26 protein-coding genes are annotated in these 26,405 nt (G+C 48.9%); 18 read left to right on the forward strand and 8 right to left on the reverse strand.

Annotation, left to right across the window (positions count from 1 at the left end):
* The first annotated feature begins 21 nt into the window (after window positions 1-21).
* Together H6F68_RS15395 and H6F68_RS15400 are read left to right on the forward strand one after the other, a co-directional pair.
* On the forward strand, window positions 22-846 hold the full coding sequence (locus H6F68_RS15395; protein WP_190560277.1) for a zinc-dependent peptidase: 825 nt from the start codon (window positions 22-24) through the stop codon (window positions 844-846).
* Between the two features lie 78 nt (window positions 847-924).
* Entirely contained in the window at window positions 925-1,251 is a 327-nt protein-coding gene (locus tag H6F68_RS15400) for a hypothetical protein (protein WP_190560279.1), read from the forward strand.
* A 12-nt stretch (window positions 1,252-1,263) separates the two neighbouring features.
* Here the strand turns inward: H6F68_RS15400 and H6F68_RS15405 are convergent, their stop codons facing one another.
* Both H6F68_RS15405 and H6F68_RS15410 read right to left on the reverse strand, forming a co-directional pair.
* Window positions 1,264-1,608 (reverse strand): hypothetical protein, encoded by a 345-nt coding sequence (locus H6F68_RS15405; protein WP_190440127.1) that lies wholly within the window; start codon window positions 1,606-1,608, stop codon window positions 1,264-1,266.
* Between the two features lie 122 nt (window positions 1,609-1,730).
* Entirely contained in the window at window positions 1,731-3,137 is a 1,407-nt protein-coding gene (locus H6F68_RS15410) for a sugar porter family MFS transporter (protein ID WP_190440129.1), read from the reverse strand.
* Window positions 3,138-3,416: 279 nt separating this feature from the next.
* Between H6F68_RS15410 and H6F68_RS15415 the strand changes: the two genes are divergently transcribed.
* The 4 genes from H6F68_RS15415 (at window position 3,417) to H6F68_RS15430 (ending at window position 6,774) form a co-directional block, all read left to right on the forward strand.
* On the forward strand, window positions 3,417-3,593 hold the full coding sequence (locus H6F68_RS15415) for a hypothetical protein (protein ID WP_190560281.1): 177 nt from the start codon (window positions 3,417-3,419) through the stop codon (window positions 3,591-3,593).
* 154 nt (window positions 3,594-3,747) lie between these two features.
* Window positions 3,748-4,974, forward strand: a complete 1,227-nt coding sequence (locus H6F68_RS15420; protein ID WP_190560283.1) for a patatin-like phospholipase family protein — start codon at window positions 3,748-3,750, stop codon at window positions 4,972-4,974.
* Window positions 4,975-5,037: 63 nt separating this feature from the next.
* The gene (locus tag H6F68_RS15425) at window positions 5,038-6,033 is read left to right on the forward strand and encodes a cation diffusion facilitator family transporter (RefSeq protein WP_190560286.1); all 996 of its coding nucleotides are present in this window, start codon (window positions 5,038-5,040) and stop codon (window positions 6,031-6,033) included.
* Between the two features lie 30 nt (window positions 6,034-6,063).
* On the forward strand, window positions 6,064-6,774 hold the full coding sequence (locus H6F68_RS15430; protein ID WP_190560288.1) for a DUF547 domain-containing protein: 711 nt from the start codon (window positions 6,064-6,066) through the stop codon (window positions 6,772-6,774).
* Here H6F68_RS15430 and H6F68_RS15435 read toward each other — a convergent pair.
* Both H6F68_RS15435 and H6F68_RS15440 read right to left on the reverse strand, forming a co-directional pair.
* On the reverse strand, window positions 6,756-7,520 hold the full coding sequence (locus H6F68_RS15435) for a TIGR04283 family arsenosugar biosynthesis glycosyltransferase (RefSeq protein WP_190560290.1): 765 nt from the start codon (window positions 7,518-7,520) through the stop codon (window positions 6,756-6,758). The two genes, H6F68_RS15430 and H6F68_RS15435, sit on opposite strands and share 19 nt — an antisense overlap.
* Window positions 7,521-7,531: 11 nt before the next feature.
* Window positions 7,532-8,635: an AI-2E family transporter gene (locus tag H6F68_RS15440; protein WP_190560292.1), complete on the reverse strand. Its 1,104-nt coding sequence runs from the start codon at window positions 8,633-8,635 to the stop codon at window positions 7,532-7,534.
* A 469-nt stretch (window positions 8,636-9,104) separates the two neighbouring features.
* On the opposite strand from H6F68_RS15440, the gene H6F68_RS15445 reads away from it, so the two are divergent.
* A complete protein-coding gene (locus tag H6F68_RS15445) occupies window positions 9,105-10,316 on the forward strand; it encodes an AbrB family transcriptional regulator (protein ID WP_190560294.1) in 1,212 nt (403 codons plus the stop codon).
* Between the two features lie 38 nt (window positions 10,317-10,354).
* On the opposite strand, the gene H6F68_RS29400 is transcribed toward H6F68_RS15445, so the two are convergent.
* Complete coding sequence (locus H6F68_RS29400; RefSeq protein ID WP_277876078.1) at window positions 10,355-10,483, reverse strand: hypothetical protein; 129 nt, start codon at window positions 10,481-10,483, stop codon at window positions 10,355-10,357.
* A 297-nt stretch (window positions 10,484-10,780) separates the two neighbouring features.
* Between H6F68_RS29400 and H6F68_RS15450 the strand changes: the two genes are divergently transcribed.
* From H6F68_RS15450 to H6F68_RS15480, 7 genes are all read left to right on the forward strand, one after another.
* Entirely contained in the window at window positions 10,781-11,626 is an 846-nt protein-coding gene (locus tag H6F68_RS15450) for an STAS domain-containing protein (RefSeq protein ID WP_190560296.1), read from the forward strand.
* Between the two features lie 13 nt (window positions 11,627-11,639).
* Window positions 11,640-12,062, forward strand: a complete 423-nt coding sequence (locus tag H6F68_RS15455; protein WP_190560298.1) for an STAS domain-containing protein — start codon at window positions 11,640-11,642, stop codon at window positions 12,060-12,062.
* Window positions 12,063-12,066: 4 nt separating this feature from the next.
* Window positions 12,067-12,447, forward strand: a complete 381-nt coding sequence (locus H6F68_RS15460) for an anti-sigma regulatory factor (RefSeq protein ID WP_242017051.1) — start codon at window positions 12,067-12,069, stop codon at window positions 12,445-12,447.
* A 7-nt stretch (window positions 12,448-12,454) separates the two neighbouring features.
* Window positions 12,455-13,474, forward strand: coding sequence for an ATP-binding SpoIIE family protein phosphatase (locus tag H6F68_RS15465; protein ID WP_190440158.1), 1,020 nt, complete (start codon window positions 12,455-12,457; stop codon window positions 13,472-13,474).
* 1 nt (window position 13,475) lies between these two features.
* Window positions 13,476-15,644 (forward strand): ATP-binding protein, encoded by a 2,169-nt coding sequence (locus H6F68_RS15470; RefSeq protein WP_190560300.1) that lies wholly within the window; start codon window positions 13,476-13,478, stop codon window positions 15,642-15,644.
* On the forward strand, window positions 15,637-17,604 hold the full coding sequence (locus tag H6F68_RS15475; RefSeq protein WP_190560302.1) for a response regulator: 1,968 nt from the start codon (window positions 15,637-15,639) through the stop codon (window positions 17,602-17,604). Before H6F68_RS15470 ends, H6F68_RS15475 begins: the two co-directional genes overlap by 8 nt.
* Window positions 17,605-17,717: 113 nt before the next feature.
* Entirely contained in the window at window positions 17,718-18,119 is a 402-nt protein-coding gene (locus tag H6F68_RS15480; protein WP_190549863.1) for a peptidoglycan-binding protein, read from the forward strand.
* A 73-nt stretch (window positions 18,120-18,192) separates the two neighbouring features.
* Here the strand turns inward: H6F68_RS15480 and H6F68_RS15485 are convergent, their stop codons facing one another.
* Window positions 18,193-20,436, reverse strand: a complete 2,244-nt coding sequence (locus H6F68_RS15485; protein WP_190560304.1) for a PAS domain-containing protein — start codon at window positions 20,434-20,436, stop codon at window positions 18,193-18,195.
* 382 nt (window positions 20,437-20,818) lie between these two features.
* Here H6F68_RS15485 and H6F68_RS15490 point away from each other — a divergent pair, with 382 nt between their 5' ends.
* The 4 genes from H6F68_RS15490 to H6F68_RS15505 all read left to right on the forward strand — a co-directional run bounded on the left by H6F68_RS15490 (window position 20,819) and on the right by H6F68_RS15505 (window position 24,294).
* Entirely contained in the window at window positions 20,819-22,159 is a 1,341-nt protein-coding gene (locus H6F68_RS15490) for a hypothetical protein (protein ID WP_190560306.1), read from the forward strand.
* Between the two features lie 123 nt (window positions 22,160-22,282).
* Complete coding sequence (locus tag H6F68_RS15495) at window positions 22,283-23,101, forward strand: S-adenosyl-l-methionine hydroxide adenosyltransferase family protein (protein WP_190440168.1); 819 nt, start codon at window positions 22,283-22,285, stop codon at window positions 23,099-23,101.
* 51 nt (window positions 23,102-23,152) lie between these two features.
* The gene (gene menH, locus H6F68_RS15500) at window positions 23,153-24,019 is read left to right on the forward strand and encodes a 2-succinyl-6-hydroxy-2,4-cyclohexadiene-1-carboxylate synthase (protein ID WP_190560308.1); all 867 of its coding nucleotides are present in this window, start codon (window positions 23,153-23,155) and stop codon (window positions 24,017-24,019) included.
* Window positions 24,001-24,294 carry a hypothetical protein gene (locus H6F68_RS15505; RefSeq protein WP_190560311.1) on the forward strand — a complete coding sequence of 98 codons (294 nt, stop codon included), beginning with the start codon at window positions 24,001-24,003 and terminating at the stop codon, window positions 24,292-24,294. The genes menH and H6F68_RS15505 overlap by 19 nt, the downstream gene beginning before the upstream one ends.
* Window positions 24,295-24,402: 108 nt before the next feature.
* Here H6F68_RS15505 and H6F68_RS15510 read toward each other — a convergent pair whose 3' ends face one another.
* Both H6F68_RS15510 and H6F68_RS15515 read right to left on the reverse strand, forming a co-directional pair.
* Window positions 24,403-25,716 (reverse strand): serine hydrolase, encoded by a 1,314-nt coding sequence (locus tag H6F68_RS15510; RefSeq protein WP_190560313.1) that lies wholly within the window; start codon window positions 25,714-25,716, stop codon window positions 24,403-24,405.
* A 340-nt stretch (window positions 25,717-26,056) separates the two neighbouring features.
* A complete protein-coding gene (locus H6F68_RS15515) occupies window positions 26,057-26,329 on the reverse strand; it encodes a hypothetical protein (protein WP_190560315.1) in 273 nt (90 codons plus the stop codon).
* Window positions 26,330-26,405 lie beyond the last annotated feature (76 nt).

Raw genomic sequence — 26,405 nt, forward strand, 5'->3', positions numbered from 1 at the left:
TCGCAGCGATCGCGACAGTACATGGTTGCAGCAGTTATTCTTCTTCTGGCGATCGGCCTGGTTGTGGTTGGGATTTTTGCCAGTCCTCTCTTGGTAAAACGACGCCGCGATCGCCTCAAAGAACGCCCATTTCCACCGCTTTGGAATGCCGTAGTAGAGAATTATCTCCCTATTTATTCCCGTCTTTCTGCGATTGAAAGGAGACGACTACAGGGACATATCCAAGTCTTTCTGAAAGAGAAGCAGTTTATTGGCTGTGGGGGGTTGCAAGTCACAGAGGAGATGAAGCTGGCGATCGCGGCAGTCGCTTGTTTGCTGTTGTTGAACGAGCGAGGGACATACTTTCCGAAGTTGCGATCGATCTTGGTGTATCCCGGCACTTACTTTGTGAATGAAACTGCGATCGAGGGTAACTATGTGGTGGAGGAAAGACGGGTAGCACGACTAGGGGAGTCGTGGAGCCGTGATCAAGTGGTGTTGTCTTGGGAGCAGGTGCAGCGGGACGCAAGTAATTGGCGAGATGGACATAATGTAGTGCTGCATGAGTTTGCTCACCAATTAGATCAAGAGGATGGCAACGCTGAGGGGGTGCCGTTTTTGCCTAAAGATCTAGATTATGCAGTTTGGGCAAAGGTGATGACGCAGGAGTATCAACAACTCTGCCACAATGTGCAACGAGGAACCAAAACGGTGATGGATAGCTATGGCACTCTAAATCCTGCTGAGTTCTTCGCTGTGGCAACCGAAACATTTTTTGAAAAACCCCAGCAATTGTTAAAAACGCATCCCGCCCTTTACGAGCAGCTACAACACTACTATCAACTCGATCCGGTGAAATGGGTTTAATTATGGCGATCGCTGAAAGGGTTTAGACTGAGGCTAGTGATCGACAATGCCGCATCAGGGAGTATGCAAGACAGAGGTATGAATCAGCATCCCTCCGACCCGTCCGATTCTCATCTTAATGGTAATAATGGCTCAGGCCAGAAAACACCCCCATCAACCCCACCAACGCCTACTCCCCCTACTCCATCACCAGAAGCGGAACAGGCGAAGCAAGAACGGCTCCGAGCTACTCAACAAAGTTTTAAGCGCCTTTACCTGATCTTGCTTGCCGTTGGTCTGTCGATTGGAGCGGTTCTAGCAGTTGGGGTGGCTATTCTGCTCGATCGCTTTGGGCTCTCTGATCCGCCCTCTAGGTGCGATCGCAATTCGATCGGATGCTTTCAGAACGCGCCACCTGAGACATAGAGCGATCGCACTCTATCTTCTCATTCCTTCATTGATCACACTTGACCTCAAAGGAGTGCCAACGGGGCTGATCGCCTTTTTGTCTACCCTAATCTGAGTTCCATCACGATAATAGAAACTCGTAGACCCGTCACTGTGTCTAATGGTTGCGGCAGGAGAGGCCACTTGGCCTCGTGGAGAACGGATGGCACCATTAGAATAAACTCGGGCACTATTGGGGTAGTTAGGTTGACTGTCTCTGGTATTGGGAAAGTTAAAAGTTCCCAATCTATCAATGGCAGCCTGAGCCTGAACCGCTGCGGCACTGGATAGCTCTAACCCCAAAACTACTAATACGCCAGCAATTAAACGTTGCATCAGTTGGCCTCAGACATCGAAAAAGTGTGAAGTTGTAGACAGAGCCGATTCATATCGTTCCCTACTTCTATTATTTCAAATCTCCTTGCGTTTGCCTGCTCCTCTGAGTAGTATCTGCGTGATTACATATCTTCTAGTTCTATGCCCTTAGTTTCTTTGACTAGGAAGAGCACGAAGAAGAAAGACATGGCTGCTGCTGTAGCATAGAGAGCGTACGCAGTCCCCAAACCAAAGGATTCTAGCAAGGGTGGGAATGTAGTTGAAACCAGAAAGTTGGCTACCCACTGAATCGTTGCACAAGCTGCCAAGGCAACCGCACGAATCTGGTTGTTAAACATTTCGCCCAGTAGCACCCACACCACAGGCCCCCAAGAGAAGCCGAAGCAAAACACATATAGGTTAGCGGCCAGTAACGCGATAATGCCCTGAGAGCCTGCCAGTACTGGATTGCCCGCTGGATCTACCGCCGCATTGCTAAAGACAGTTGCCATTGCGCCTAGCGTCAGTGTCATGCCAATGGACCCCAAAACCAATAGGGGTTTGCGGCCAAATTTATCCACAAAAGCGATCGCGACTAGGGTAGTGACGATGTTAGTGACTGAAGTGATCACGGTAATCCAGAGCGAACTCGCCTCGTTAAACCCAACCGAGCGCCACAAGACACTGCTGTAGTAGAAGATGACATTAATCCCCACGAACTGCTGGAAAATAGACAATCCCATCCCCAACCAAACAATCGGAATTAAACCACCTCTACGACTCAACAGATCAGAGAATTTCGCAGTGCGATCGCGAAGCACTGTATCACGAATTTCCTGGATTTTGGTTCTTACATCAATGGTTCTATCTACCTTGGCAAAGACAGCCGCCGCTTCGGATTCTCGCCCTTGCGCCACTAAGTAACGGGGAGACTCTGGAATCCTTAATGCCGCTACACCATACAGAATAGCGGGAGGAATTTCTGTCCAAAACATCCATCGCCAAGCAGCAATGCCGAACCAGAAAGGGGCAGTCGCAGAACCCGCAGAAACAGCAATAAAGTAGTCAGAAAGCAAAGCCAGAAAAATCCCAACCACAATTGCCAACTGCTGCAAAGATCCCATTCTCCCTCGTAAATGTGCCGGGGAGACTTCAGCAATATAGGCTGGGGCAATCACACTGGCAGCGCCAACGGCTACACCACCTAAAACTCGCCAAAAAATAAAATCCCAAATGCCGAATGGTAAGCCAGAGCCGATCGCGCTAATTGTGAATAATATTGAGGCAATGATCATGACTCGGACTCGACCAAAGCGATCCGAGATTTGGCCTGCAAAGAAAGCTCCGATCGCAGAACCTAACAGTGCCAAAGAAACTGCTAAGCCGATCAACACACTATTTGCTTGAAAGTGAGCTTGCAAAGCCGCAACCGCACCATTGATGACCGCAGTATCAAACCCGAATAAAAAGCCACCCAGCGCCGCCGCTCCACAGATCAGCAGAATATAGGAGCGATTGTTCTGAGCAGTAGGTTGTTTTGTTGAAAGCATGACTATACTTGTTAAATAATTTTCGTTAAGTCGGTTAGTCACAAAGTTAGCCAACAGAAAATAGGAGCCAGCCTCTGACAGGATCGTTGCGCTCTTAGCTCTAATATTCTTTGTTGGATCTTGACCTTATCCTGCTTTCTACTCGCTGCTCATCTGCCTTAGCGAACATGTTCTTTTTCGAACATCCCCCGTTGAAAGGAGATTTGCCCCTCCGAAGACGTAGTAGCAGTTGATACACATATGGTTTAGCTAATTTACTCGAAGTTTGAAGTCGTAGAAATGATTGCCTGGGCTACCGTAGCCAAAGACATAGTAGTTGCCCATTTTTTGTGGTTCATACTGCAACGGTTGCGATCGCTCGGTTATGCAATGGGCATCCAGGCTAGGGTTGCAGCCAGCATGGTGACAAATAACAGGCGATGGAGCGATACCCGCATCATAGGTTTAGCCTGCTAGGCCGCAGAATTGCAAAATATGGTCTGATTGTAAGTTAAAGTTCTTTCGGAGATCTGTGAGTGAATCTAAAGTTAAAAGCTCGCTTTCCGGACTCTGACAGACTAGGCAGGTAGTACTCTGCCATCAGATTTTAGGATTTTTAAGGGAAATTTTTATGACATTTCGGATTCTCAGCTTAGATGGAGGTGGAATTCGGGGAGTTATTGCAGCACGCATTCTGCAAGTAGTGGAGCAACAGTTAGGCGGCCCCCTGAGCCAGCATTTTGACTTGATCGCTGGAACTTCCACAGGCTCACTCTTGGCCGCTGGTGTGACTTTAGGCTTTAGCAGTGAGAGGTTAATCAATCTTTATCAAGAGCGCGGCAAAACTATCTTTCCCTATGGGGATTGGTGGGGCTATTTGATGCCGCAGCGGTTAAAATTAATCGCGCAATATGGTTTGACCAGTTTCCCCCCTTCTCTCTCTGTGCCCAAGTTTTCTGATGCAGGCTTGCTGAAAGTGCTGCAAACAGAATTAGGCGATCGCAGATTCTGCCAAATCAGTTCTGCCCAGAAATCTAATGGCGAATCTCAAAAATTATTGGTCACGACCTACGATACAATTCGGCGCATGCCACTGGTATTCAAGAGTTGGCGGCATGACAAGTGGTATGCCAACGTGCCCTTATGGGAGATCTGTGCTTGCTCTGCTTCTGCGCCCTCCTATTTTCCTGCCCATCGTCTCCTAGTACGGGCAGACGGAACTGCTAAAGGTGCCACTCCTCAGACGCTTACCTTAGCAGCGACTCCCTGGCAAGATGCAGATGATTATTACAAAATGCAAATTGAAATCTTGGCAGGGCCAGGAAAAGGGCAAAGAGCTTCAATTGAGCGCTACGATGCTGCTACCCAGACGGCAACTATGGCGCAACCTTGGCCTGTAGTGCCCGATGCTACTTCTACATACCGTCTGATCGGTGAGTTTTCTACCATTGATGGTGGAGTAGGAGCCAATAACCCGACTGCCTGTGCGATCGCGGAAGCTCTAAGATTAGGTCATGCGCCACAAGATATTCAGGTACTCTCTATTGGCACTGGGCAGCCTGAAGGCTCAATTCCTTGGGTGGAAGCGAGACAGTGGGGGATACTGCGTTGGGCTTGGAACGCCCGCATTATTGGTGTGACGATGGATGCCCCTTCCGGCATTCATGCCTACGTCTCCCAGCAAATTATCGCTGACGACCACTACTTGAGAATTCAGCCCAAACTGAATTACTCAAAGGAAGGCATTGATAATGCTAGCCCAGAGAACTTGGCAAATCTACGGCGCGATGCGGAAGCGTGCCTGAGCCAAGTGCAAGGACGACTGGCTCATTTCCTTAAAACCAATTGGTTATCCTAATCGCCTAAGAACTGGGTTCAGTTTAGGGTGGGCTCCCAGAGTCCGAATGTTTATCATGGTGCTATGTCTGAGCATACTCCCCACCATCGCGATCGCGACCATCAGCAGCACCAGCATCATCAGCATCAGGGGCATCACGGTCATCACCACTCTCATGGCCATCATGATGGCCTGGCTAACTATAACCGCGCCTTTGTCATTGGCCTCAGCTTAAATCTGGGCTTCGTGCTAACGGAGGCTGTGTTTGGAGTTTTAGCCCATTCTGTCTCTCTACTGGCCGATGCGGGGCATAACCTAAGCGATGTGTTGGGTTTGGCTTTGGCTTGGGGAGCGAGTCTCTTAGCTCAGCGGAAACCCTCGCGGCGGTATACCTATGGTTGGCGGCGTTCTTCGGTTTTAGCTGCATTTTTTAATGCAATTTTCTTACTCGTCGTGACGGGTGGTATTGCTTGGGAGGCGATCGAACGCTTAGTTCGCTCAGCGCCGCTCCCGGAAGTTGCGGGCAGCACCATGATCGGGGTAGCAGCCCTGGGAATTGTGATTAATGGTGCTACGGCGGCTCTATTTTTAGCAGGTCGTAAGCATGACCTCAATATTCGAGCAGCATTTCTACATATGGTGGCGGATGCGATCGTGTCTTTGGGTGTGGTGTTGGCGGGGTTGGCAATTCTGCTGACTCAATGGTTTTGGTTAGACCCTGCCTTTAGTTTGGTGGTCAGTGCAATTATCATTACGAGTACCTGGCAATTACTTAAGGAGGCTTTCAGCCTCAGCATGGATGCTGTACCCACCCAGATTAACGAGCAGGCGGTGTGGACTTATTTAACTGAGCAGGTAGGGGTGACTCAAGTTCATGACTTACACATTTGGGGTATGAGCACGACGGAGACCGCTTTGACAGCGCATTTAGTGATGCCACAAGGACATCCTGGAGATGCGTTCTTAGCTCAAATGGCTCAAGAATTGCACGATTTTTTCGGCATTGAGCATACGACCCTGCAAATTGAGCTGGGCAACTCTTGCCAAGCTTGTGCTTTGGAGCCAGATCATAGGGTTTAACCTATAGAGGTAATAGAACTCTAGGAGATTATGGTCGCGATCGCTTTTGCGCCTTGGGATGCCCTACTCAAGCAATATGTAGATGATCAGGGCCGAGTAGACTATCGCACTTGGCAGCGGGACCAGCCAGATACGCTCAATCAATGGCTCTCAACTTTTCAATCTCCTGATTTCAGTCTGGAGTTGTCGCGAGACCAGCAGTTGGCATTATGGATTAATCTCTACAATGCCTTTACGATCGCGCGAATTTTAGAGTGTTACCCGATTCCATCGATTCAACCGAAGATTTTGGGATTACCGAACTGGGCCGCTTTTCTGTGGTTTTTCTCTCGTCCCGCTCATGTGGTGGCAGGGAAGCGCTACAGCTTGGCAGATATTGAACATAAAGTTCTGCGATCGCAATTCCAGGAACCCCGGATTCATTTTGCCTTGGTTTGTGCCTCGATTGGTTGTCCCTTACTACGCAATGAAGCTTACTGGCCTGATCGCGTGGAGGAGCAATTGGAGGCGGATGTCAGCCGTTTTATCAACAACGAGGATAAGGTGCACTACGACTCGCAAACGCAAACGCTATATTGCAGTCAGATTTTCAAGTGGTATCGGCAAGACTTTCTCCAGGTGGCCCCTTCTATTCCAGACTACATCCGTCGTTATCTCCAAGTAGATCGACCCCTGGATGCTGAAACTCCAATCCAATATCTGGATTACGATTGGCAACTGAATCAGCGGATATCGGCATAAAACTTCTTGAGATAGGTCGCTGAAACACCCAATCCCCAGAGAAAGCCAATGTAGGAATAGATGGCAGTGGCTTTCAGTGAACCCCAATGGGCTACCCGGCGATCGGAAGTTTGCACGACTCGGTTGACCATGCAGATACGTCCTTTCTGGACTAATTTGAGACACAAATCACCATCTTCCATGATGGGTAAAGCTGGATCAAAGCCGCCACATTCCCAAAAGTCCTGGCGACGACAAAACATAACTTGGTCGCCAAACAAAAGACGTAATCCCTTAAAAAAGAGACGGGGTCGAAATAACAGGGGCGCGTAATAGGTTTTGAGGTAGTGATGTAAGGAGATGCCCCAGCGGGTGGTTTGCGGTCCTGCCAATAAACAAACAAATCCACCACAGGCGATTTGGGCATCTGACAAAGTATGGCTCATCACTTCAACTAAGTCATCTGGTACCCAAGTATCGGCATGGAGAAAGCAAAGGATATCTCCTGTAGCAGTTTCTGCGCCGAAGTTCATTTGCAGCGATCGCCCCCGTTGCTCGGTTTCTAGAAGGCGTAGTTGCGTCCCAGGAGGCATGCAACCCGATGCTGCCACTGCTTCAGCGATCGCGACTGTTTCATCTTCACTGCCGCCATCTACGACGATGATTTCGGCAGCAGGGGGATGCAACAAGGCCAAGGGACGCAACGTGCGCTCTAGACTGTTGGCCTCATTCAAGGTTGGAATCACAATTGAAACACGAGTTTGCATGCAAGTGAAGTTTAAGACTCCGCCGCATGATCAATCACTTCTGCTGGACCATTAACTACTTCTACAGGCGCTGAAGCCATACTGGGTTTAGACTCTGCACCCCACTGGTCAAGCACGTCCTTAACTAAAACTTCTTCTACCCAAATCTGACCCACAATGACTAAGGGAATGGCGAGGAACAAGCCGAGGAAGCCAAAGAAGATGGCAAAAATTACCTGCGAAAGTAACGTCACAGCAGGCAAGATTGCCACCTGTTTGGACATGACAAATGGCACTAGCAAAAATTGCTCTAGCTGCTGAATTCCTACATAGAAAGCTAATACAGCTCCTGCTTTCCAAGGAGCATCCAAAAGCGCGATCGCCATTGGGGGAATCAAGCTCAGCGTTGGGCCTACGGTAGGGATGGCTTCCAAGAGCCCCGCGATCGCAGCGTTGGCTAGCACTAGGGGCACTCGTAAAATCCACAGACCCACGGCACTGACCAAACCAATGACAACCATATTAATCAGAATGCCGCCCATCCAATTGACTAGAGCGATTTCACACTTTGACAGGATCTCATCGGCACGTCTGCGGTAAAACGAAGGAAACAGCAGCACAAATCCATGTCGATAGGGAGCAGGATTGACCAGTAGCATAATGGTCAAAACCATGACTAGTAGCAGGTTCAACAGAATCGCTAAGAAATTTGAGAATAGTGAAAAGAAATTGTTAAAGGCCCAGCTAGCAAAAGGTTGAATTTGGCGGGTTAGGTCATTGACGCTGGGCAAGTATCTCAGCGGCTGACCAGGTAACTGGGTTCGTAAAGCTTCTACCCAGATCCGCAGGCGTTCTAGTCCTCGTGGAACCAGTTCGGTCAGTTGTTGAAACTGCTCAACGAAGGGTGGAATGGTCACCGCAGCAAAGACGATGAAAAAGACTACGAAACAAGTGATAGCTAACAATGCTGCAAACCCTCGCTTCGCTCCCGATCGCCGCAATCGCCTCACCAAACGGTTCAACGCGGTCGCAAACACCACCGCCATAAAGACCAGCAACAGCACCTGCCGGATCTGCCATAAGATGTACATCGAAACTAGCAGGGCAATTAAGCCGATCCATTGTCCCATTTTCATAGCTTTGGCTGAGTCCTTTGGCTGACCGCTTTAGAGGAGGGTGAGAAGTGGAAATGTGAGAGCCTTCCTATGGTGTATTGTCGGGCTTCCTAGCCATTCCTCATATCACTCTAAGGTTAAAATCAACTTTCAAAGATAAAAATAAGTTAGCAAGATTGAGCTGGAGTTCTCTATCTAGGGACAGATTGAGCAGTTGAGGATTTCAAAAAACGGGCAACCACATCGGCGTGAAAATTCACGCCTCTCAGAGGGCCTGGTAACTTTGCCGACTTGTCGCTGATGGTATTGAGGACTAGAGTTATTGATTACGGATTGAATAATCTGCAAGGATCGTTAGGCAATATCAGTATCAAATAACGATCGGAGTTACCGTATTTCTCTTTTCATTGAATCCTCCTAAATCTCTCCCTTGGCTTTAGCACTTTTTGGGAGAAGTGATAGGCTTAAAAATAAAGTTAAGAGAGCCTTCGTGATAGAAGTAATTGCTGCCAAATTTAATATAACCACTAAAAATATTGTTACTTATTCATTAGTCTTAGTTGAAACGATTCTGGCTTTCGCGGCTGGCTTTGGGTTTATTGCTTTAGGCATCGGTGGTGGAGCTTGGATTTTGGGCGGAATTGCCGCTGGAGCCCTAGCTTTTTATATTTACCGAGCTCGATTCAGCGATCGCATAGAGCCTAACCGTAATTTGAGAAAGCTGGGCCAAATGATTGTCGGCTTAACGGTGGGTTTTTCGATTCAGCCGCATAACCTAGAAGCCATTACAGCTCAGCTACCAATTTTTGTTTTTCTTGCTTTATTTTTGTTAGCTAGCGGGGGCTTAATTGCTTATATCTATTCTCGTTTACAGAAAACAGATTTACTCACTGCTACCCTAGCCACTGTACCTGGCAACATTGGGATTATGGCGAGCCTAGCAGCAGACTATGGCAAAAGCACTGCCCTGGTTTCCTTAGTGCAGCTCATTCGTTTTACTACTTTAATTTCAGCGATTCCGCTCATTGCCAACGTTTCCCATCCCTATGACATTCATACAGCGATCGCGACTCTCACTCAAGACCTATTTAAGCTGAATTTAACTTACTTATTTCTCCTGGTTTTGGTGCTCAGTTTGACAGCTTTGGTTGTTTCTGCGGCAGGTAAACTGAAGATTCCTGTAGCTGCTTTTTTGGGTTCAATTGTGGTGGGTATAGCTCTAAATTTCTCATTTGCTGCTCTGCCACTAACTGCCCAAATGGACTTCAGCTTTTCACCTTTATTTAAGGTGATCGGTCAAATCCTTTTAGGGATCACAATTGGCGAATATTGGGGACTTAATCCCAAGTTTAGTCGCGCTACGATTGCCTATGCTTTGGTGCCTGTGACATTGACCTTCTTCGCAGGCTTGCTCTCGGCAGGAATTGCCATGCTACTGACGCCTTGGGATTGGCTCACTTGTCTGTTGGTGACGGCTCCGGGAGGCTCTCCAGAAATGATTTGGATTGCCTTGGTCTTACATCACGATGTTGAGATTGTCACAGCGGGTCATCTAGTCAGATTGATTGCCATTAACTTCTCCCTGCCTGCTTTAGTTTCCCTAGCGTGCTACCTAGAAGAGCGCTTGAGCAACGGTGTTAACAACCCAGCCCCAGTTTTAGAATCTATTCCAGCCGCTAATCCAACCTCCAAACAACGCTAAAGCTCATTCCTGCGTAGCCAATACTTCATGGAAACCATTCAGCCCGCCACAATATCGCTCGGATAGTGAACCCTTGAGTAAAACTGCGTCCAAGCGATCGCTACGCCAAATAGGTGGCGATCGCAAAATTTTACAGTCGAGGCGGCATAATTTCTACTTAAAGGCATAGTTTCTGCCTAATTACCCAACGGGCAAATCATCTGTAGGGAATAGCTTGAGAATTTATCGCACTGAGAGGCACTCTGAGCCGAACCTAGCTCCTCTATAATGAGTGAGGCTTGATGTTGCATCAAGCTACCTTAGTTCCCCTAACGAAGGCCACTTCTTCAAGGACTAAACGATAGGACTCAAAATTTTAGTCAAATTTTAGTTCAGGCCTATTCGTTATTCTTCAGTCGCTGCTTCAAGGAGCTAGGTTAACACCTGGAATGGAGTTGTCACTGGAGATGGGGTGGTAAAGAGGAATGGGTAGCAAAATTTATGACATTCTCGATCAGCATGGGGCTGAGCTACTAACAGAGTGGCTGCAAGCCATCACGGCCAGCCATCGGCGGGGGCTGCTCAAGGAAGGCGAGCTGCGCGAGGAATGCCGAGAGTTTATTCATTTGTTTCGTGAAGCCGTACGCCAAGACAGCTTGAGCGACATTTATTCAGCGCCTTGGAATGAGGTTCGGGGGCTGTTGAGTAACATTTCTCGGATGCGTTCCCAAAAGGGTTTTACTCCCTTAGAAACGGCTAGCTTTGTCTTCTCCTTCAAGCAGCCATTGTTTGCTCGTCTGCGCCAGGAACTAGCCCAGGACGGAGAAGAGCTGTTGGAGAATGTCTGGACCGCGACTGCTCTACTCGATAAGCTGGGGCTGTTTACGACAGAGGTGTATCAGAAGAACCGAGAAGAGGTAATTCTGCGACAACAGGAAGAACTGCTAGAGCTATCAACTCCAGTCGTCAAGCTCTGGGAGGGCATTTTGGCCCTGCCCATTATTGGGACTTTGGATAGCGCTCGGACGCAAGTGGTGATGGAGTCGCTGCTGCAAAAGATTGTCGAGACAGGATCGGATTTTGCCATCATCGATATTACTGGTGTGCCAACTGTAGATACGCTCACTGCTCAGCACTTACTCAAAACGATTACAGCGGCTCGCCTTATGGGCGCAGAATGCATCATTAGTGGCATTCGGCCCCAGATTGCTCAAACTATTGTCTATCTGGGGGTTGACCTGGCAGGCGTGACGACCAAATCTAGTTTGGCCGACGCTTTTAAGCTAGCGCTTGAGCGCACAGGCAGGAAGATTATTCGCACTCAAAGTTAAGGAGGGAAGTGTTATGGAACGCATTCCAATTCTCCAAATGGGCGACCTGCTGTTGGTGACGATTCAAGTTGATATGCACGATCGCCTAGCTATGACTTTGCAGGATGATCTGACCACGCGCATTAGTCAAGCTGATGCTCGCGGCGTCCTGATTGACATTTCGGCCCTAGAAATTGTGGATTCGTTTATTGGCAGAGTCTTGGGCAATATTGCCAAAATGGCCCAAGTTTTAGATGCAGAAACCGTGGTCGTGGGGATGCAGCCAGCGGTTGCGATTACTTTAGTCGAGTTGGGCTTGTCACTGACTGGCATTCGCACTGCTTTGAATGTCGAAAAAGGCATGGCTCTCTTGCGATCGGCTGTGCATCGAGATTTGAATGAAGACGAGAGCCCCGTCTTGCCAGAGGAGCCTACAGGCATCTATGGAGAAATGTGAAATCATGAGTATCCAATCCTCGGCTGATGTAGTGCTAGTGAGGCAAGCAGTGCGTCAGGTGGCCATTGAGATCGGGCTCAGCTTGGTGGACCAAACCAAAATTGTGACCGCAGCCAGCGAATTGGCTCGGAACACATTGGACTACGGTGGGGGCGGAACTGCGACTCTAGAGACTGTGCAAGTCGGTGCCCGACGAGGGGTGCGCTTAACCTTTGCAGACCAAGGGCCTGGTATTCCTGATCTTGACCTTGCCCTGAAAGACGGCTACACCACAGGAGGTGGATTGGGCATGGGTTTGAGCGGAACTAAGCGCCTGGTGAACGAGTTTGAGCTTGTTTCTCAGGTTGGTCAAGGAACCACGGTGACGGTAACAAAATGGAAATAAAACGAATATGACCCACCCCATTGTTCTCTCGATGGTAGAGCCGAGTCAGGTTGGAGAAGCACGACGCAGAGCCGCATCTCTAGCAACGCAGCTCGGCTTTAGTGAGGTAGAGCAAGGCAAGGTAGGAATTGTCGTGACTGAAATAGCCAACAACCTGATTAAACATGCTCAAGAGGGGGCTTTGCTGCTGCGATCGCTAGAGCGACAAGGTGTGGCGGGGCTAGAAATTCTTTCTCTTGATCGGGGACCAGGAATGCGGGATGTGAGCGAGTGCCTCAGAGACGGCTTCTCCACGGGTGGCACTTCTGGAACCGGGTTAGGCGCAATTCAACGTCTCTCCGATCAGTTTGAGATCTATTCCGCTTCCCCAGAAGGAACCGCGATTTTCTGCCGGCTGTGGGCGGGTTCTGCCTGCCCAGTCTATGCAGCGGGTGAGTTAGAGATTGGGGTAGTTTGTTTGCCTATGCAGGGTGAAGAGGTGTCAGGAGATGCCTATTGCAGCCAATTTGTCGGCGATCGCCATCTCTTACTGATTGCCGATGGGTTAGGACATGGGCCTATGGCAGCCCAAGCCTCATTGGAAGCAGTAAAGGTGTTTCAAGAGGCAGGCGATCGCACTCCATCCGAGCTGATGGCGGATATGCATGCAGCTTTGCGGAGCACGCGGGGCGCAGCAGTGGCGATCGCAGAAGTGAACTTGCAGGAACAGAGGGTGCAGTACGTTGGAGTTGGCAATATCGTGGGTAGCCTTTTGGCGACTGACCAGCCGATTGAGCGCACTACCAATATGGTGTCTCACAACGGCACTGTGGGCTGCGAAATGCGAAAAAATCAGACCTTTACCTACTCGTGGAAGCCGAAAGGGATACTGATTATGCATTCCGATGGTTTGGGAACAAAATGGCGCTTAGATCGCTATCCTGGCTTGGTCAACCAGCATCCCAGCCTGATTGCCGGAATTCTCTATCGAGACTTTAACCGAGGACGAGACGATGTGACCGTGCTGGTTGCGCGTGAGGTGAACTGAGATGAGTACAGTGCTGTTAACCCTCGAAATTCGCTATGAACAAGATGTGGTCCTAACCCGCCAACGAGTTCGACAAATTGCAGCGCTCATTGGGTTTGACGCACAAGACCAAACTCGAATTGCTACTGCTGTCTCAGAAATGGCTCGCAATGCCTTTCAGTATACGGGAGGTGGCAGAGTTGAGTTTCGCCTGGAAGGTCAGTCGCCCCAGAGTTTCTTAATCATCATCCGCGACCAAGGACAAGGTATCCCTCAGCTTGAGGACGTTTTGCAAGGACGCTATCAGTCTGAAACGGGAGCAGGGCGGGGCATTGTCGGGGCACGGCAACTGATGGATCAGTTTCAAATTGAGTCTTTGCCAGGACGAGGCACGACCGTAGTTCTAGCTAAGCAGCTTCCGAGGCAAGTCGCCGCTCTCAACAGCCAGCAGATCACGAACATTGTTAATGAGTTGGTTCAGCGATCGCCGCAAAATCCCTATGAAGAGGTGCAGCAGCAAAACCAAGAACTCCTCCAAGCCTTAGCAGAACTCCGTAAACGAGAAGAACAGTTAACGCAACTCAACCGAGAGCTAGAGGATACCAATCGGGGAGTTGTGGCTTTGTATACCGAGCTAGATGAGAAGGCAGACTCTCTGAAACGAGCCAATGAGCTGAAGACCCGCTTTCTCTCGAACATGAGTCATGAGTTCCGGACTCCCTTGAACTCAATTATGTCTCTGACGCGATTGCTGATGGATCGAACAGATGGCGATCTCACGTCGGAGCAAGAAAAACAAGTCACTTTTATCCGTAAATCAGCAGCGGGACTCTCGGATCTGGTCAATGACCTTCTGGATTTAGCCAAGGTAGAAGCAGGAAAGACGGCTGTTCACCTCTCTACGTTTGAGGTTGATGAACTATTTGCGACGCTGCGGGGGATGCTGCGACCGCTTTTAGAACATAACTCTTCTGTTTCCCTGATTTTTGAGGAACCTATAGATATTCCGGCAATCCATAGCGATGAAGGCAAAGTGGCACAGATTCTCAGAAATTTCATCTCGAATGCTCTGAAGTATACCGAGCACGGAGAAGTGCGAGTGTCTGCGGTGAGGGCTGGCGATCACGTGGTGCTCTCGGTCGCTGATACAGGGATTGGCATTAGTCCACAGGATCTAGAACGAATTTTTGAGGACTTTATTCAGATCGAGTCGCACTTACAGAAGCGGGTGAAGGGCACTGGATTAGGCTTACCACTCTCGCGCAAATTAGCAGAACTTTTGGGGGGTGATGTCGCGGTGACAAGCACTCCAGGTAACGGTTCTACCTTTTCAGCCACCATTCCTCTGGTCTATCCTCATCTGCCTGAAGGGGTGCCGGTCGCCCAACCTGATTGGCAGTTTGACCCGCAGCGATCGCCCGTGCTAGTGGTGGAAGATCATGCTGAAACCCTTTTTACCTACGAAAAATATCTCGAAGGTTCAACGTACCAGCTAATTCCAGCGCGTACACTAGAGCATGCCAGCCAGGTCTTAGCCCAAGTGCAACCCGTAGCCATTGTTTTGGATATTCTCTTGGAAGGAGAAAACACTTGGTCCCTTCTGACGCAGCTAAAGCAAGATCCCGCGACTCGATCTATTCCAGTTTTGGTAATGAGTGTGGTAGATAATGAGAGACAAACTAGGAATCTGGGCGCGGACGCATTCCTGGTTAAGCCTGTAGATAGGCTGTCATTGCTCAAGCAACTAAATATGTTAATTAATCAAAACCAACAACAAAAACTGTTGCTGATCGATGATGACCTAGTGGCTCGTTATCTGTTGAAACAACAGTTATCTCAACTGCTGCCTCACATACCACTGTCGATTCTAGAAGCCAGCAATGGATACGAAGGAATTCGCTTAGCGCAATCAGAACAGCCTCAGGCGATAATCTTAGATTTAGTCATGCCAGAGATGAGTGGCATTGAAGTGCTGGACCAACTGAAGCAGCAGCCTGCCACGAGTAGTATTCCGGTGATCATCAACACATCGCAGCTCTTAGAGGGCGAAGAGAGTCAGATTTTAGCTGAGCGGACGGTGGCTATTCTCTCCAAAGAAAATTCCTCAGCCGAGGTCGCGATCGCCAAGCTCCAAGAAGCGCTGATCAAAGCGGGATTAGTGCTGGAGGCGGGGGGAATCGAGCATGACTGAGGAGTCATTGATCAAGATTTTGCATGTAGATGACAATGAGTCTAATCGGTATATTGTCTCTCGGATTCTGCGGAATGCTGGATTTATCGCCCTAGAAGCCGAAACCGGCTATGCGGGATTGCAAGTCGTTACAGAGCAATCTCCCGACTTGGTAATTCTGGATGTGAAGCTTCCTGATCTCAATGGCTTTGAAGTTTGTCACCAGATTAAAACGAACGCCAAAACAGCTTTTATTCCTGTTTTACACCTATCTGCTAGCTTTATCGAAAGCCGAGATAAAGCCCAAGGCTTAGACAGTGGTGCGGATGCTTACTTGGCCCAGCCGGTGGAACCTATTGAGCTACTTGCCACCATTCGTTCGCTGTTACGCATCCGGCGGGCAGAAGATGCCGCTCTAGCTTTGGCCAAGGAATGGCAAATCACCTTTGACTCGATCAGTGATGGAGTTGGCTTACTCGATCGAGAGGGAAATTTTCTCCGTTGTAATCGGGCACTGTCTCAACTTTTAGGCAGACCCGTAGAAGACATTATTGGATACTCTCAACAAACCCTAATTGAAAAGTTTTTAGGCTACACAGACATCACTCCTTTTGCTCGGGTCCAAGTAACTCAACAGCGAGAAATTCAAGAAGTTCAGTTTGATTCTCGATGGTTTTTAGTTACGGTCGATCCAGTATTTAATTCCGAGAATATTTTTACAGGCGCAGTTTATCTCCTTACAGATATCACAGAGCGTCAGCGAGCCGAAGCAGAACGAATTCAACTACTCAATCGAGAACAGAAAGCACGGACAGAAGCAGAGGCAGCCAACCGGGTAAAAGATGAGTTCTTGGCAACGCTCTCTCATGAATTGCGATCGCCCCTGAATGCGATGTTGGGCTGGACCCGTTTGCTGAATACGCGCAAGTTCGATGAAGCGACTACAGCACGAGCGATGGAGACTATTGAACGGAACGCCCGCTCCCAAGCTCAGCTCGTAGAAGATTTGTTGGACGTCTCCCGGATTATTCAGGGCAAGCTGCGGCTAAATGTCCGTCCCATTGAGCTGAAGGCAATCATTGAAACTGCCCTGGAAACAGCGGGGCCAGCCGCAGAAGCAAAGGAAATCCGTTTGCAATCTGTCCTCGACCCAGGGAGTGGGTGCGTCGCAGGAGATTCAGATCGTCTACAACAAATTATTTGGAATTTATTATCTAATGCTATCAAGTTCACACCCAAGGGTGGTCGGGTGCAAATCCGCTTAGAGCGAGTGCATTCTCATGTTGAAATTGCTGTTAGCGATACAGGCCAAGGAATTAGCTCAGATTTTGTTCCTTATGTGTTCGATCGCTTCCGTCAAGCGGATAGCTCTATCACCCGTTCCTATAGTGGCTTAGGCTTGGGGTTGGCGATCGTCCGTCATCTCGTTGAGCTGCACGGCGGTACAGTAGAGGCTTATAGTCCTGGTCCGGGAGAAGGCTCAACTTTTACAGTCAAGTTGCCCCTCATTCCGGTGCGGATTGAGGAAAGTAATACAGAACGCATTCATCCCACCATTGCCCAAGCAGTTCCTTTTAATAATCCGCCTTCTCTAAAAGGCGTCAGGGTCTTGATTGTAGATGATGAAGTAGATGCACGAAACTACCTCTTAGCAGTGCTAGAGCAATGTGAAGCCGAAACCTTAGCAGCAACATCTGCTCAAGAAGCCATAGAACTCCTTTTAGCTCAAAAACCCGATGTGCTGGTTAGTGACATTGGGATGCCGGAAGAAGATGGATACAGCTTAATCCACCGGATTAGGGCTTTACCAGTAGAGCAAGGAGGCTCAATTCCTGCTGTAGCCTTGACAGCTTATGCCCGCACTGAAGACCGCACGCGAGTGATTGCGGCTGGATTTCAAATTCATATCCCTAAACCAGTCGAGCCAGCAGAACTAGCCACTGTTATTGCTAGCCTCGCGGCAAGAAATCGAAAACTTTAAGCCAAACGCCATTCGCCCAGATGGGTGATCTATTGCTAGGTTCCCGAAAACGCAATTTTGGAGCTTGTAGATCGCAATATCAAGCCCACACACCTTCGAGAAGAGCGTTCATCATGGCTTACACCAATGCCCAATTCCGCAGTATTTTGAACGGTTATGGTTTCGGTTCCTCTCCCGAACCCGATCCTAACTTTCCCATCTCCAGCTACGAAGGACCACTTGTTGACAGAACTACAGTAGAAGCTATTAGAGCCTTCCAAACCTACTTTAAACTTAAGGTAGACGGCATTGCTGGTCCGCTCACAATGGCAAAAGCAGAACAAGCGATGCGGATTTTGCAAGATAATCTCAACCGGGTGATCCGAGCCAATATTCCTCAGAATCAACCGTTTTATGGTCCTAGAACCGTTGCTGCGGTTAAAGAGTTTGAGCGCCGCTATGCCTACAACGTGGATGGCGTTGCCAATCTCGTAGTTCGTCAGCGCCTCAATGACTTAGCCCGTGCTGTTGTTTAATTTCTCTCTATTAAGAGCTGGATTGCTATAGATGAAATTTCTACAGGGGAGATCGCCATTCTCCCCTACACATCTATATCCGCTCTATCCCCTGGATTCTGAGAGGGAGAGTGATCAAAAACTCAGCACCTTGACCTAAAGCAGAGAAACATTCAAGCTGACCCAAGTGTTTCTCAACGACCACCTGGTAGCTGATGGATAAACCTAACCCCGTACCTTTACCAATCGGTTTGGTGGTAAAGAAGGGCTCAAATAAGCGCTGTCTGATAGGTTCTGGGATGCCAGGCCCGTTATCTGCAATCCTAATCTGCACTTGCTGAGCATCAAGCTTACGAGTCTGAATCGTAATGGTACTGGGATTTTGTTTGATTTCTTGAAGCGATCGCTGGCTATCTCGTTCATTGAGCGCATCGATCGCATTCGAGAGCACATTCATAAAGACTTGATTTAGCTGTCCGGCGTAACATTCCAATAGAGGAAGATTGCCGTAGTTTTTGATGATCTCAATGCCGCGATGGTTAGGCGTATCCTTAATACGGTTATGGAGAATCATCAAGGTGCTATCAATGCCTTCATGGAGATTCACTGACTTAACCTCGGCTTCATCCATGCGGGAGAAGTTACGCAGCGCTAGCACAATCTTTTGAATGCGGTCTGCTCCTACTTTCATAGATGACAGTAGGTTAGGCAAATCTCCTGAGAGGAACTCTATATCAATGTCGGCCATCTCCTGCTGAATCTCTGGATGAGGCTGAGGGTAATGTCGTTGATAGAGAGCTAACAGATGCAGCAAGTCCTGCATGTACCCATCGGCATGAGAGAGGTTGCCATAAATGAAATTTACGGGATTGTTGATCTCATGCGCCACACCCGCCACGAGCTGGCCTAAACTAGACATTTTCTCGGTTTGAACTAACTGCGCTTGGGTTTGCTGGAGTGCGCGGAGTGTCTGCTCTAGCTGTTTGGTCTGCGCTTGGGCGGTCGCCGCAGCCGCACGGCTTTGTTCGTACAGTTTGGCTTGATCGATGGCGATCGCCAAATTGTCGCCCACTGCTTGCAGTAAGGCCACCTCTGAATCATCCCAAGTTCGGTTCGCTTGAGTCATGGCGCAACAGATAACACCAATCTCACCAGATTGAGTATGAACAGGGAGCGTCAGCGTGGAAGTGTAGCCTAAAAAGGTAAAGAACTCCCGAGTAGTTGGGTCAGGCTCCCTTTGCACATCATCAATGCGAACACCCTCTCGTCTTAAAGATTTCTCAGCTAAGGGCAGAATGTCTGCATCGACGTTTTTAAATCCTAATAAGCTGTCGAGGGCAGGATCTTTCGCTTCTTGAGTGATCTCCCAATAAGGAGGCGTAGTATCTTGACAGTAGCGGACAAACAAACAGCGATCGAGCTGCAACAAAGATTGAATTTCCCGAACCGCCGTTTCTAGAGTTTGGTTGAGATTCAGGGAACTCCGAATTTGATTTGTGAGCTGATTGAGCAGTTGTTCTCGCTGGGCTTTTTCTCTCAGCTTGGCCTCTGATTGCCTCAGAGCTGATTCAAATTGCTTGCGATCGCTGATATCTGTTGAAATACCACCCGTTACAGAAACTTCGCCCTTAGCGTTAAAAATAGGGAACTTGACGGAGAGATAAGTATGTAAACCATCAGCCTGTGGTGCCAACTCCTCTACCGTGATTGCTTTGCCAGAGGTCAATAGGATTTGATCGTTTCTCCAGTGCTCATCAGCGACATGTTGGGGAAAGAGATCATGACTGCTCTTGCCGCAAATCTGGTCGGCACTCATCCCTGTCAAAATTTCAAACTGGCGGTTCACACGGGTTAGCCGACCTTGTGTATCCCTGAGGTAAATAATGGCAGGACAGTTGTCAATAATAGCCTGTAACTCTGCTTCATTTTCGCGCAGGGCTGCCTCGGCTTGCTTGCGTTGGGTAATGTCTTCAACCAGTAGCATGACGCCCGCGATGGCACCCGATCGATCTTGCCAAGAGCAAATTCTCCATTGTCGCCAAGCGATCGCCCGATCTGATCGTTGAAACTGTTCTTCGACACAAAGCTCAGTGACTTCCGCTAAGCACTGTTGGTGAGCAGCACTCAAGGGATGAGAGTGCTGAGGAAAAAATTCGTAATGCGATCGCCCTGTGATATCTAGCTGATCTAACCCCAAGTCACTCAACCACCGCTGACTGGTGATGAGATAGTTCATGTTGCGATCGAGCAGGGCAGCAGCAAAGGGGAGATTCTCAACAAATAGATAGCAGAGTTCCTCACGCTGTAAGTGACTGGAGGCAGAGAGGTTCTGAGGCATGCTAAATAATTTTTTCTGGGGCTAGGTTAATCACAACTGTTGTAGCTACAGCATCTCTATCTATCCGTAGTCAGCCTGACCATAGATGGACAGACAGTTGATCAGTATCACGGCTGCAGAAGGGTAAACATCCGTGGAATCTATGATGATTTGAGCAAGAATTAATTCGGAATTATTTCGGCACTATAAATTTTTACGGTTACCTAGCCCTGGCAGGGCTTAGCCGCCACGCAGGTTCATCAATTCTGCCTAGAGTCCTGTTGAAGCCGAGCGATTTAGAGTGTGATGAGCTTTCAAGATCGCTTTCCATCGGTAGAGAAAAATTGGAGTAGATTGGCCAGAATCGGGAAAACTGTAATTCAGTGGTTTTGGCTAAGCTCTTATGTCTCGTCTCAGCGATCGCGCCTTTCATATCCTGCAAACCGAAATCCAGAATTGCGCTAGCAATGATGCTGCGGGCCAAGTGCAGAAAGAAATTGTGCTACGACGGCTAGAGAGATTGCGATCGCAGATGGGTGTACCTGTGGCTGAAGCGGAATTACGCCAGGTGATTAGTGATATTTTTCCAGAGTTTAGTCATAAGGCGATCAAGCAAGCGTTAAGGGCAAATCGTCCTCCTGGAATTTGGAGTAAGGTCAAGCTCGTGACTGTGACCACTGTGGGTGTAGTCGGTGGGATTTATGTCCTCAACTTGCCGTTTCCCATGATTCGGATTCCGGTGGCTAAAGTTGCACCGTTTCTCCTGTTCCCCAGCTACCTCAGCATGGACCACAACTACCGACAAGCAATTTCCTTGGTAGAGCAGTCGGATCAACTGGTCAATCGCGCCACCAGTTCCGCTGATATTAGCTTGGGAGGAGAAAAGGTCAAGTTAGCCCAAACGCATTTGGATGCCTTACCTGTTTGGTTTTTAGGCTATAGCCCCCGAACCTATTGTGGGTTCTTTCAGTGCGGTTGGCGCTTCACGTTGGATGAGTTTGAAACAGCCCGCAAAAGTATTGGGCGGATGGAAGCGAAAGTGTTTCAAGAGCAGAATGCTCAAACACAATTAGGAGCGAGTGACAAAGCGCTGAATACTGCCAAGCAGGAATATCAACAAGCCAAAGCTTCCGCTGCCAAAGCAGATGCGATCGCTGACTGGCAAACGGCGATCGACCAGTTGCAGCAAGTTCCCTCTTCTACCTTGGCGGGTCGGATGGCTCAAACTAAATTGGTGGCCAGTCAACGGGATTTCGAGCAAGTTACAGGTTTTGCTGCTGGTAGTGCCCGCACCGATACATTAATGAATGCTGGAATGCAGTTAGCCTTGAGAGCCGCCCAACTTGGCCAAAATTCTCCCCATCAAGCCGCAAAATGGGAGCAGATAGTAGCGTTATGGGAAGATGCAGTTACACAAGTGGAGCAGGCTAGTTTGGCCGATCCCGGCTATGTAGCCTCCCGGTCTTTATTGGCAGATTACAAGAAAAATTTGGCGATCGTGCGAATTCGACTAGAGGCGGAACGAGACTCTGCCGCAGCCCTAGAAGCAGCACAAAGGACGACTCGCTCGTTTTTAGCGTCTGCTACAAGGGAAAACTTCTCTACCAATCGGGGCTATCTCCTCAGCGAACTGCAAGGCATTAGGGATCAACTGGGCAAGGTTCAGCCTGGAACAACAGCTTATGCTGAAGCCCAGGCGCTGTCACAATCAGCTCAGAAGAAATTGCAGCAATTACAGCCATGAAAGGTAAGGAGTCAGGAGCGAAGGGTGAGAAGGTAGCGATCGCTCATCTTCAGCACTCACCCCTAGATTGAGGATCAAACTCAGCCGCAGCATTAAGGTTGAAAAACAGCTCGTAATAAACCTATGCTGATCCACATCATTGCCGATTATGGACAAGGCGACCTCGCTTTTGCGGAAGTCGTGCAGCGCATCAGACTGTATTTACCAGACGCTGAACCGATCCTTACGCCTGTTCCCGCCTTTTCTACGCTAGCAGCGGGCTTTTGTGTGGCCCAGCTAGGTCTCAATGAAGCTCCCGCTGGCACTATCATTTATCACAACGTTGCGCCTCGCCAGGATGATGAGCAAGCCCGTACAGAAAATGCTGGGGAGAGGCTGGCTTTTGCCCGCCTGCCCAATGGAGTACGGGTCATGGGGGTCAATGCAGGGCACGCCTTCTCCTTTGTGCGGGATGCGGCAGCAGAGTTGCGTTGGGCTGCAGTAGCTGCTGAAGGCTCCCAGTTTCGATCGCGGGATCTCTTTCCTCAAGCCGCTGCTGCGATCGCTCTAGGGCAACCAGAAGCGCTAGATGATGTCCTAGAGCCGACGGATATTCCTGATATCCCAGAGAACTGTATCGCTTACATTGATGGTTACGGCAACTTAAAGACCACTATTAAACAGAGCGATCGCAAAGCTGAGGTTGGCTCCGCAATCTCTGTGCGGATTGGGGACACAGAGCAAACCGCGATCGCCAGTGATGGTAGTTTTGCTGTAGAACCAGGACAGATCGCCTTTGCACCAGGCAGTAGCGGCTGGACAGATTCCGCAGGTCAAGAAACTCAATGGATGGAGTTATTTTTGCGGGGGCACAGTGCTTGGGAAGCATTTGGCAGACCAGCCGTCGGGTCACAGATTCAAATTCGAGAGCGAATTTTAGCTGGCAATAGCGGTCCTGCCTGAATCGAAAAGCCACTATAATGCCGAGAACAGGCGATCGCTGAGCCGCGAATCATGACAGGGACAACTACACTGGGTAACTATCAGTGGCATTACTCTCTAGAAGGTGATTCCAGACAACCACTAGTTTTGTTTTTGCATGGCTTTTTGGGCGACTGTCATGATTTTGACTCTGTCATCTCCTTGCTAGCCAACCAATTTTGCTGCTTAGCCGTGGACTTGCCAGGACATGGCAAAACGAAAGTCAGAGGTGGAAACGAATCTTACACCATGCCGCAGACCGCTCAAGGGTTAATTCAGCTTTTAGAGCAATTAGAGATTTCTACTTGTTCCTTAGTTGGCTATTCTATGGGTGGACGGCTGGCGTTATATCTAGCCATAAATTTTCCCCAGTTTTTTCATCGAGTCGCGATAGAGTCAGCTTCGCCTGGGCTCAAAACTGCTGCCGAGCGATCGCAACGCCGCGACCATGATGCCCGACTCGCCGAGCAATTAGAAACAGAGAATTTTTCCGATTTCCTGAGGCGGTGGTACGACCAACCGCTTTTCACCTCCCTCAAACAGCATCCAGATTTTGAACAAATCGTAGAACGTCGCTTAAACAATCATCCGCAGGAACTGGCCCAATCTCTCCGTTATCTGAGTACAGGGCAGCAACCTTCTTTATGGGAGCGCTTACCAGAGAATCAACTGCCGTTGCTGTTGCTTGTAGGTGAACAGGATACGAAATTTAGAGCTATCAACACAGAAATGGCAAACTTATGTCCTAAAACTACATTGAGCATCTTGCCCAACTGCGGTCATAATATCCACTGGGAAAATCCCCACCGATTTGCTCAGCAACTGAGACAATTTTTGGCGATCGCACCTGATGCTAGCAAGGACACCCAGAGACAAAATCTATGCAATATCAATATTTAGCCGGATTGATTGTTTTTGCAGGCGTTGGCTCCTTTCTGCTCACCGATACCATTGATTTTTTTCGGGACCTAAAACGTCGCGATCGCCGTAGCCGTTGGTATGTAGATCTCCTCCGACTTCTGTTTTTGGCTGGAATTACCACAATTGGTTATAAAATTGCTTCAGAAACATTCCGAAGTTCTCAAGATCAAGTCAGCTTCCTTGCGATCGGTTTGGTAGGAGCAGTTGTAGCCTATTTAGTTACTCAAGGCACTAAGGATCTCAGAAGATCCTAAGGATTCTGTTCTATTGAATATTAGTAGGGGCGTAGCTACTAGGCTTTCCCTAGCTCAACGCCTGAATGCTAAACCCCTACTAATATTCTTAAAGGATATCTGCTTTGTTTAGGGATTGGGTTGATTGAACGAAGCAGTACGAGGTGCCTGATCCAAGTAAGTGTAGACAATGCGAGACACATCCTGGATAAAGTCTCTAGCGGCTGGGTCGTCGTAAGCGCTTTCCACTAAGACAGCGGCGAGATAGTGTTTGCCATTAGGCATGACGACAATTCCAGCATCTCCAAGAAGGAAGCCAATATCTCCAGTTTTATGCGCGATCGTGGCTCCTCGTCCCAACCCGACAGGCAGGAGTTTCCGGTTTTTGACTCGTTGCAAAATGCCGATCGCTTGGGCCTGACTTTTAGAAGAGAGCAACTTCTGCTGATCTAGCATAGCCAACAGGCGAGTCAACTCTTTGGCAGTGGTGGTATTGGTGCCGCGTAAGTCGGGGAGCCAATTGCGAATTACGGTTTTCTCCAGACCCCAACTGCGGAAACGTTGGTTAAGCACCTGGATGCCACCCATGCGCTTGATGATCATGTTGGTGGCGGTGTTGTCGCTGATGGTAATCATCTTCGTGGCGGTTTCCAACGCCGTAAATTTGCTGCCCACAGGGAGATCTTGCATCTCTCCTGAGCCGCCGACAACCATATCTCGCGTCATGGTCAAGGTTTCGTTGAGCTTGATTTTGCCAGCATCTACATCTTGGAAAAAGGCGATCAAGATGGGCAATTTAATAATGCTGGCAGTCGCGTAGACTTTGTCTCCGTTCAAATCCAAATAATTGCCAGTCTCCATATCCAGAAATGAAATTCCGGAGCGAAGAGATGAGTATTTAGAGGTACGGAGCGAGGATACTCGCTGTTGTAACCAAGTTAGAGGTCTCCCTGCCGGGATCAAGCCACCGAAAGTTTCAGGAGGCGGGGCGACAGTGGCGATCGCCTGCGGCACATTACTGGGAGGATCGGCGATCGCAGTCGTGGGCTGGGGGGTGGGCAACTTCACCGTCCATCGCGTCAAGGAACTGCCTCTGACCTGAACTTGCTGCGGGTCCACCGTATATCCCGGCGCTAATTCCACGACGAATCGGGCTGTCTGGGCATTGAACTGACCCGTCCGCACTGCTTGTACGGTACCTCCAATCACTTGGCTGGTTTTGGGTCGTCCCAAGCGGATACCAGGTAGATCAATTACAACACGGCTAGGGTTGGCAATCAGTTGAGCTGTTGGCTGCACTCCTTCATCAGTGCTAATTTCTAACTGATTCTGGCGAGCGTCAAACCGCCAAGATTGCAAAACATCGGCGTGGGCAGGAGCTGAAAGTAAAAGCGTACCGACTAAACCGGGCACAAACCAGGGAAACTTGGCAACTGTTTGCATGTCGAGGGTAGGAAAACGTGTGAGCAGGAGCGAGGAAAATCAAGGTGAAAGCGAAGGAGCCATCTCCCTAGCTATTGAACAATGATTGTGGCGCGATCGCATCCCTGAATAAATTGGAGGAACTGCCTATCAGTCGTATCTCGTTCCTCGTTTGTTCCACTATCTCGACCAAATCTTTAATCTACAATCATGCTCCTGGTAATAAATGTAGCGAACCAGGAATCTCAATAAATGTGAATCAAAAAATCTGAATCAAACTAGAAATTTTAACCCGCTAGTTTTAAGTTGCTAAAACTAAAATCGTAATTAACTAGCTGCCACTGTAGTGATGAGGTCAGCCTTAAACTACTGCGTTGACTGTGAGGCCTGGTTCAGTGAGAAATGCTTGGAGGAGCGCGATCGCTTTAGCAAACACATTTTCGGGGGCGCGATCGCAGGTGCATCCGAGCAGACGTTGTTGGCTGTCACGAATTTCTGATTGCCAAAAGCCCGTAGAAGCAGCGCTGACTTCAATGGCAAATTGTTGTTGAGTCGCGGTACTGACCTGAAAATGCCAGGAACCAGGTGCAGTTGCGGTAACTTTGATGTTCTGCTTTTTGAAGTCAATCTTCATAAAATTCTTTGCTTCATGCTTGCTTCACGATTACTTCATAGTTGTCTCACACTTCCTAGCGTATTTAGTTCAGTAG

The organism is Trichocoleus sp. FACHB-262 (assembly GCF_014696035.1).
Classification (GTDB): domain Bacteria; phylum Cyanobacteriota; class Cyanobacteriia; order FACHB-46; family FACHB-46; genus Trichocoleus.

Coding starts and splice junctions, on each gene's coding strand:
- H6F68_RS15395 (WP_190560277.1), top strand. CDS start 22: ATGGTTGCAGCAGTTATTCTTCTTCTGGCGATCGGCCTGGTTGTGGTT.
- H6F68_RS15400 (WP_190560279.1), top strand. CDS start 925: ATGAATCAGCATCCCTCCGACCCGTCCGATTCTCATCTTAATGGTAAT.
- H6F68_RS15405 (WP_190440127.1), bottom strand. CDS start 1,608: ATGCAACGTTTAATTGCTGGCGTATTAGTAGTTTTGGGGTTAGAGCTA.
- H6F68_RS15410 (WP_190440129.1), bottom strand. CDS start 3,137: ATGCTTTCAACAAAACAACCTACTGCTCAGAACAATCGCTCCTATATT.
- H6F68_RS15415 (WP_190560281.1), top strand. CDS start 3,417: ATGATTGCCTGGGCTACCGTAGCCAAAGACATAGTAGTTGCCCATTTT.
- H6F68_RS15420 (WP_190560283.1), top strand. CDS start 3,748: ATGACATTTCGGATTCTCAGCTTAGATGGAGGTGGAATTCGGGGAGTT.
- H6F68_RS15425 (WP_190560286.1), top strand. CDS start 5,038: ATGTCTGAGCATACTCCCCACCATCGCGATCGCGACCATCAGCAGCAC.
- H6F68_RS15430 (WP_190560288.1), top strand. CDS start 6,064: ATGGTCGCGATCGCTTTTGCGCCTTGGGATGCCCTACTCAAGCAATAT.
- H6F68_RS15435 (WP_190560290.1), bottom strand. CDS start 7,520: ATGCAAACTCGTGTTTCAATTGTGATTCCAACCTTGAATGAGGCCAAC.
- H6F68_RS15440 (WP_190560292.1), bottom strand. CDS start 8,635: ATGAAAATGGGACAATGGATCGGCTTAATTGCCCTGCTAGTTTCGATG.
- H6F68_RS29400 (WP_277876078.1), bottom strand. CDS start 10,483: ATGCCTTTAAGTAGAAATTATGCCGCCTCGACTGTAAAATTTTGCGAT.
- H6F68_RS15450 (WP_190560296.1), top strand. CDS start 10,781: ATGGGTAGCAAAATTTATGACATTCTCGATCAGCATGGGGCTGAGCTA.
- H6F68_RS15455 (WP_190560298.1), top strand. CDS start 11,640: ATGGAACGCATTCCAATTCTCCAAATGGGCGACCTGCTGTTGGTGACG.
- H6F68_RS15460 (WP_242017051.1), top strand. CDS start 12,067: ATGAGTATCCAATCCTCGGCTGATGTAGTGCTAGTGAGGCAAGCAGTG.
- H6F68_RS15465 (WP_190440158.1), top strand. CDS start 12,455: ATGACCCACCCCATTGTTCTCTCGATGGTAGAGCCGAGTCAGGTTGGA.
- H6F68_RS15470 (WP_190560300.1), top strand. CDS start 13,476: ATGAGTACAGTGCTGTTAACCCTCGAAATTCGCTATGAACAAGATGTG.
- H6F68_RS15475 (WP_190560302.1), top strand. CDS start 15,637: ATGACTGAGGAGTCATTGATCAAGATTTTGCATGTAGATGACAATGAG.
- H6F68_RS15480 (WP_190549863.1), top strand. CDS start 17,718: ATGGCTTACACCAATGCCCAATTCCGCAGTATTTTGAACGGTTATGGT.
- H6F68_RS15485 (WP_190560304.1), bottom strand. CDS start 20,436: ATGCCTCAGAACCTCTCTGCCTCCAGTCACTTACAGCGTGAGGAACTC.
- H6F68_RS15490 (WP_190560306.1), top strand. CDS start 20,819: ATGTCTCGTCTCAGCGATCGCGCCTTTCATATCCTGCAAACCGAAATC.
- H6F68_RS15495 (WP_190440168.1), top strand. CDS start 22,283: ATGCTGATCCACATCATTGCCGATTATGGACAAGGCGACCTCGCTTTT.
- menH (WP_190560308.1), top strand. CDS start 23,153: ATGACAGGGACAACTACACTGGGTAACTATCAGTGGCATTACTCTCTA.
- H6F68_RS15505 (WP_190560311.1), top strand. CDS start 24,001: ATGCAATATCAATATTTAGCCGGATTGATTGTTTTTGCAGGCGTTGGC.
- H6F68_RS15510 (WP_190560313.1), bottom strand. CDS start 25,716: ATGCAAACAGTTGCCAAGTTTCCCTGGTTTGTGCCCGGTTTAGTCGGT.
- H6F68_RS15515 (WP_190560315.1), bottom strand. CDS start 26,329: ATGAAGATTGACTTCAAAAAGCAGAACATCAAAGTTACCGCAACTGCA.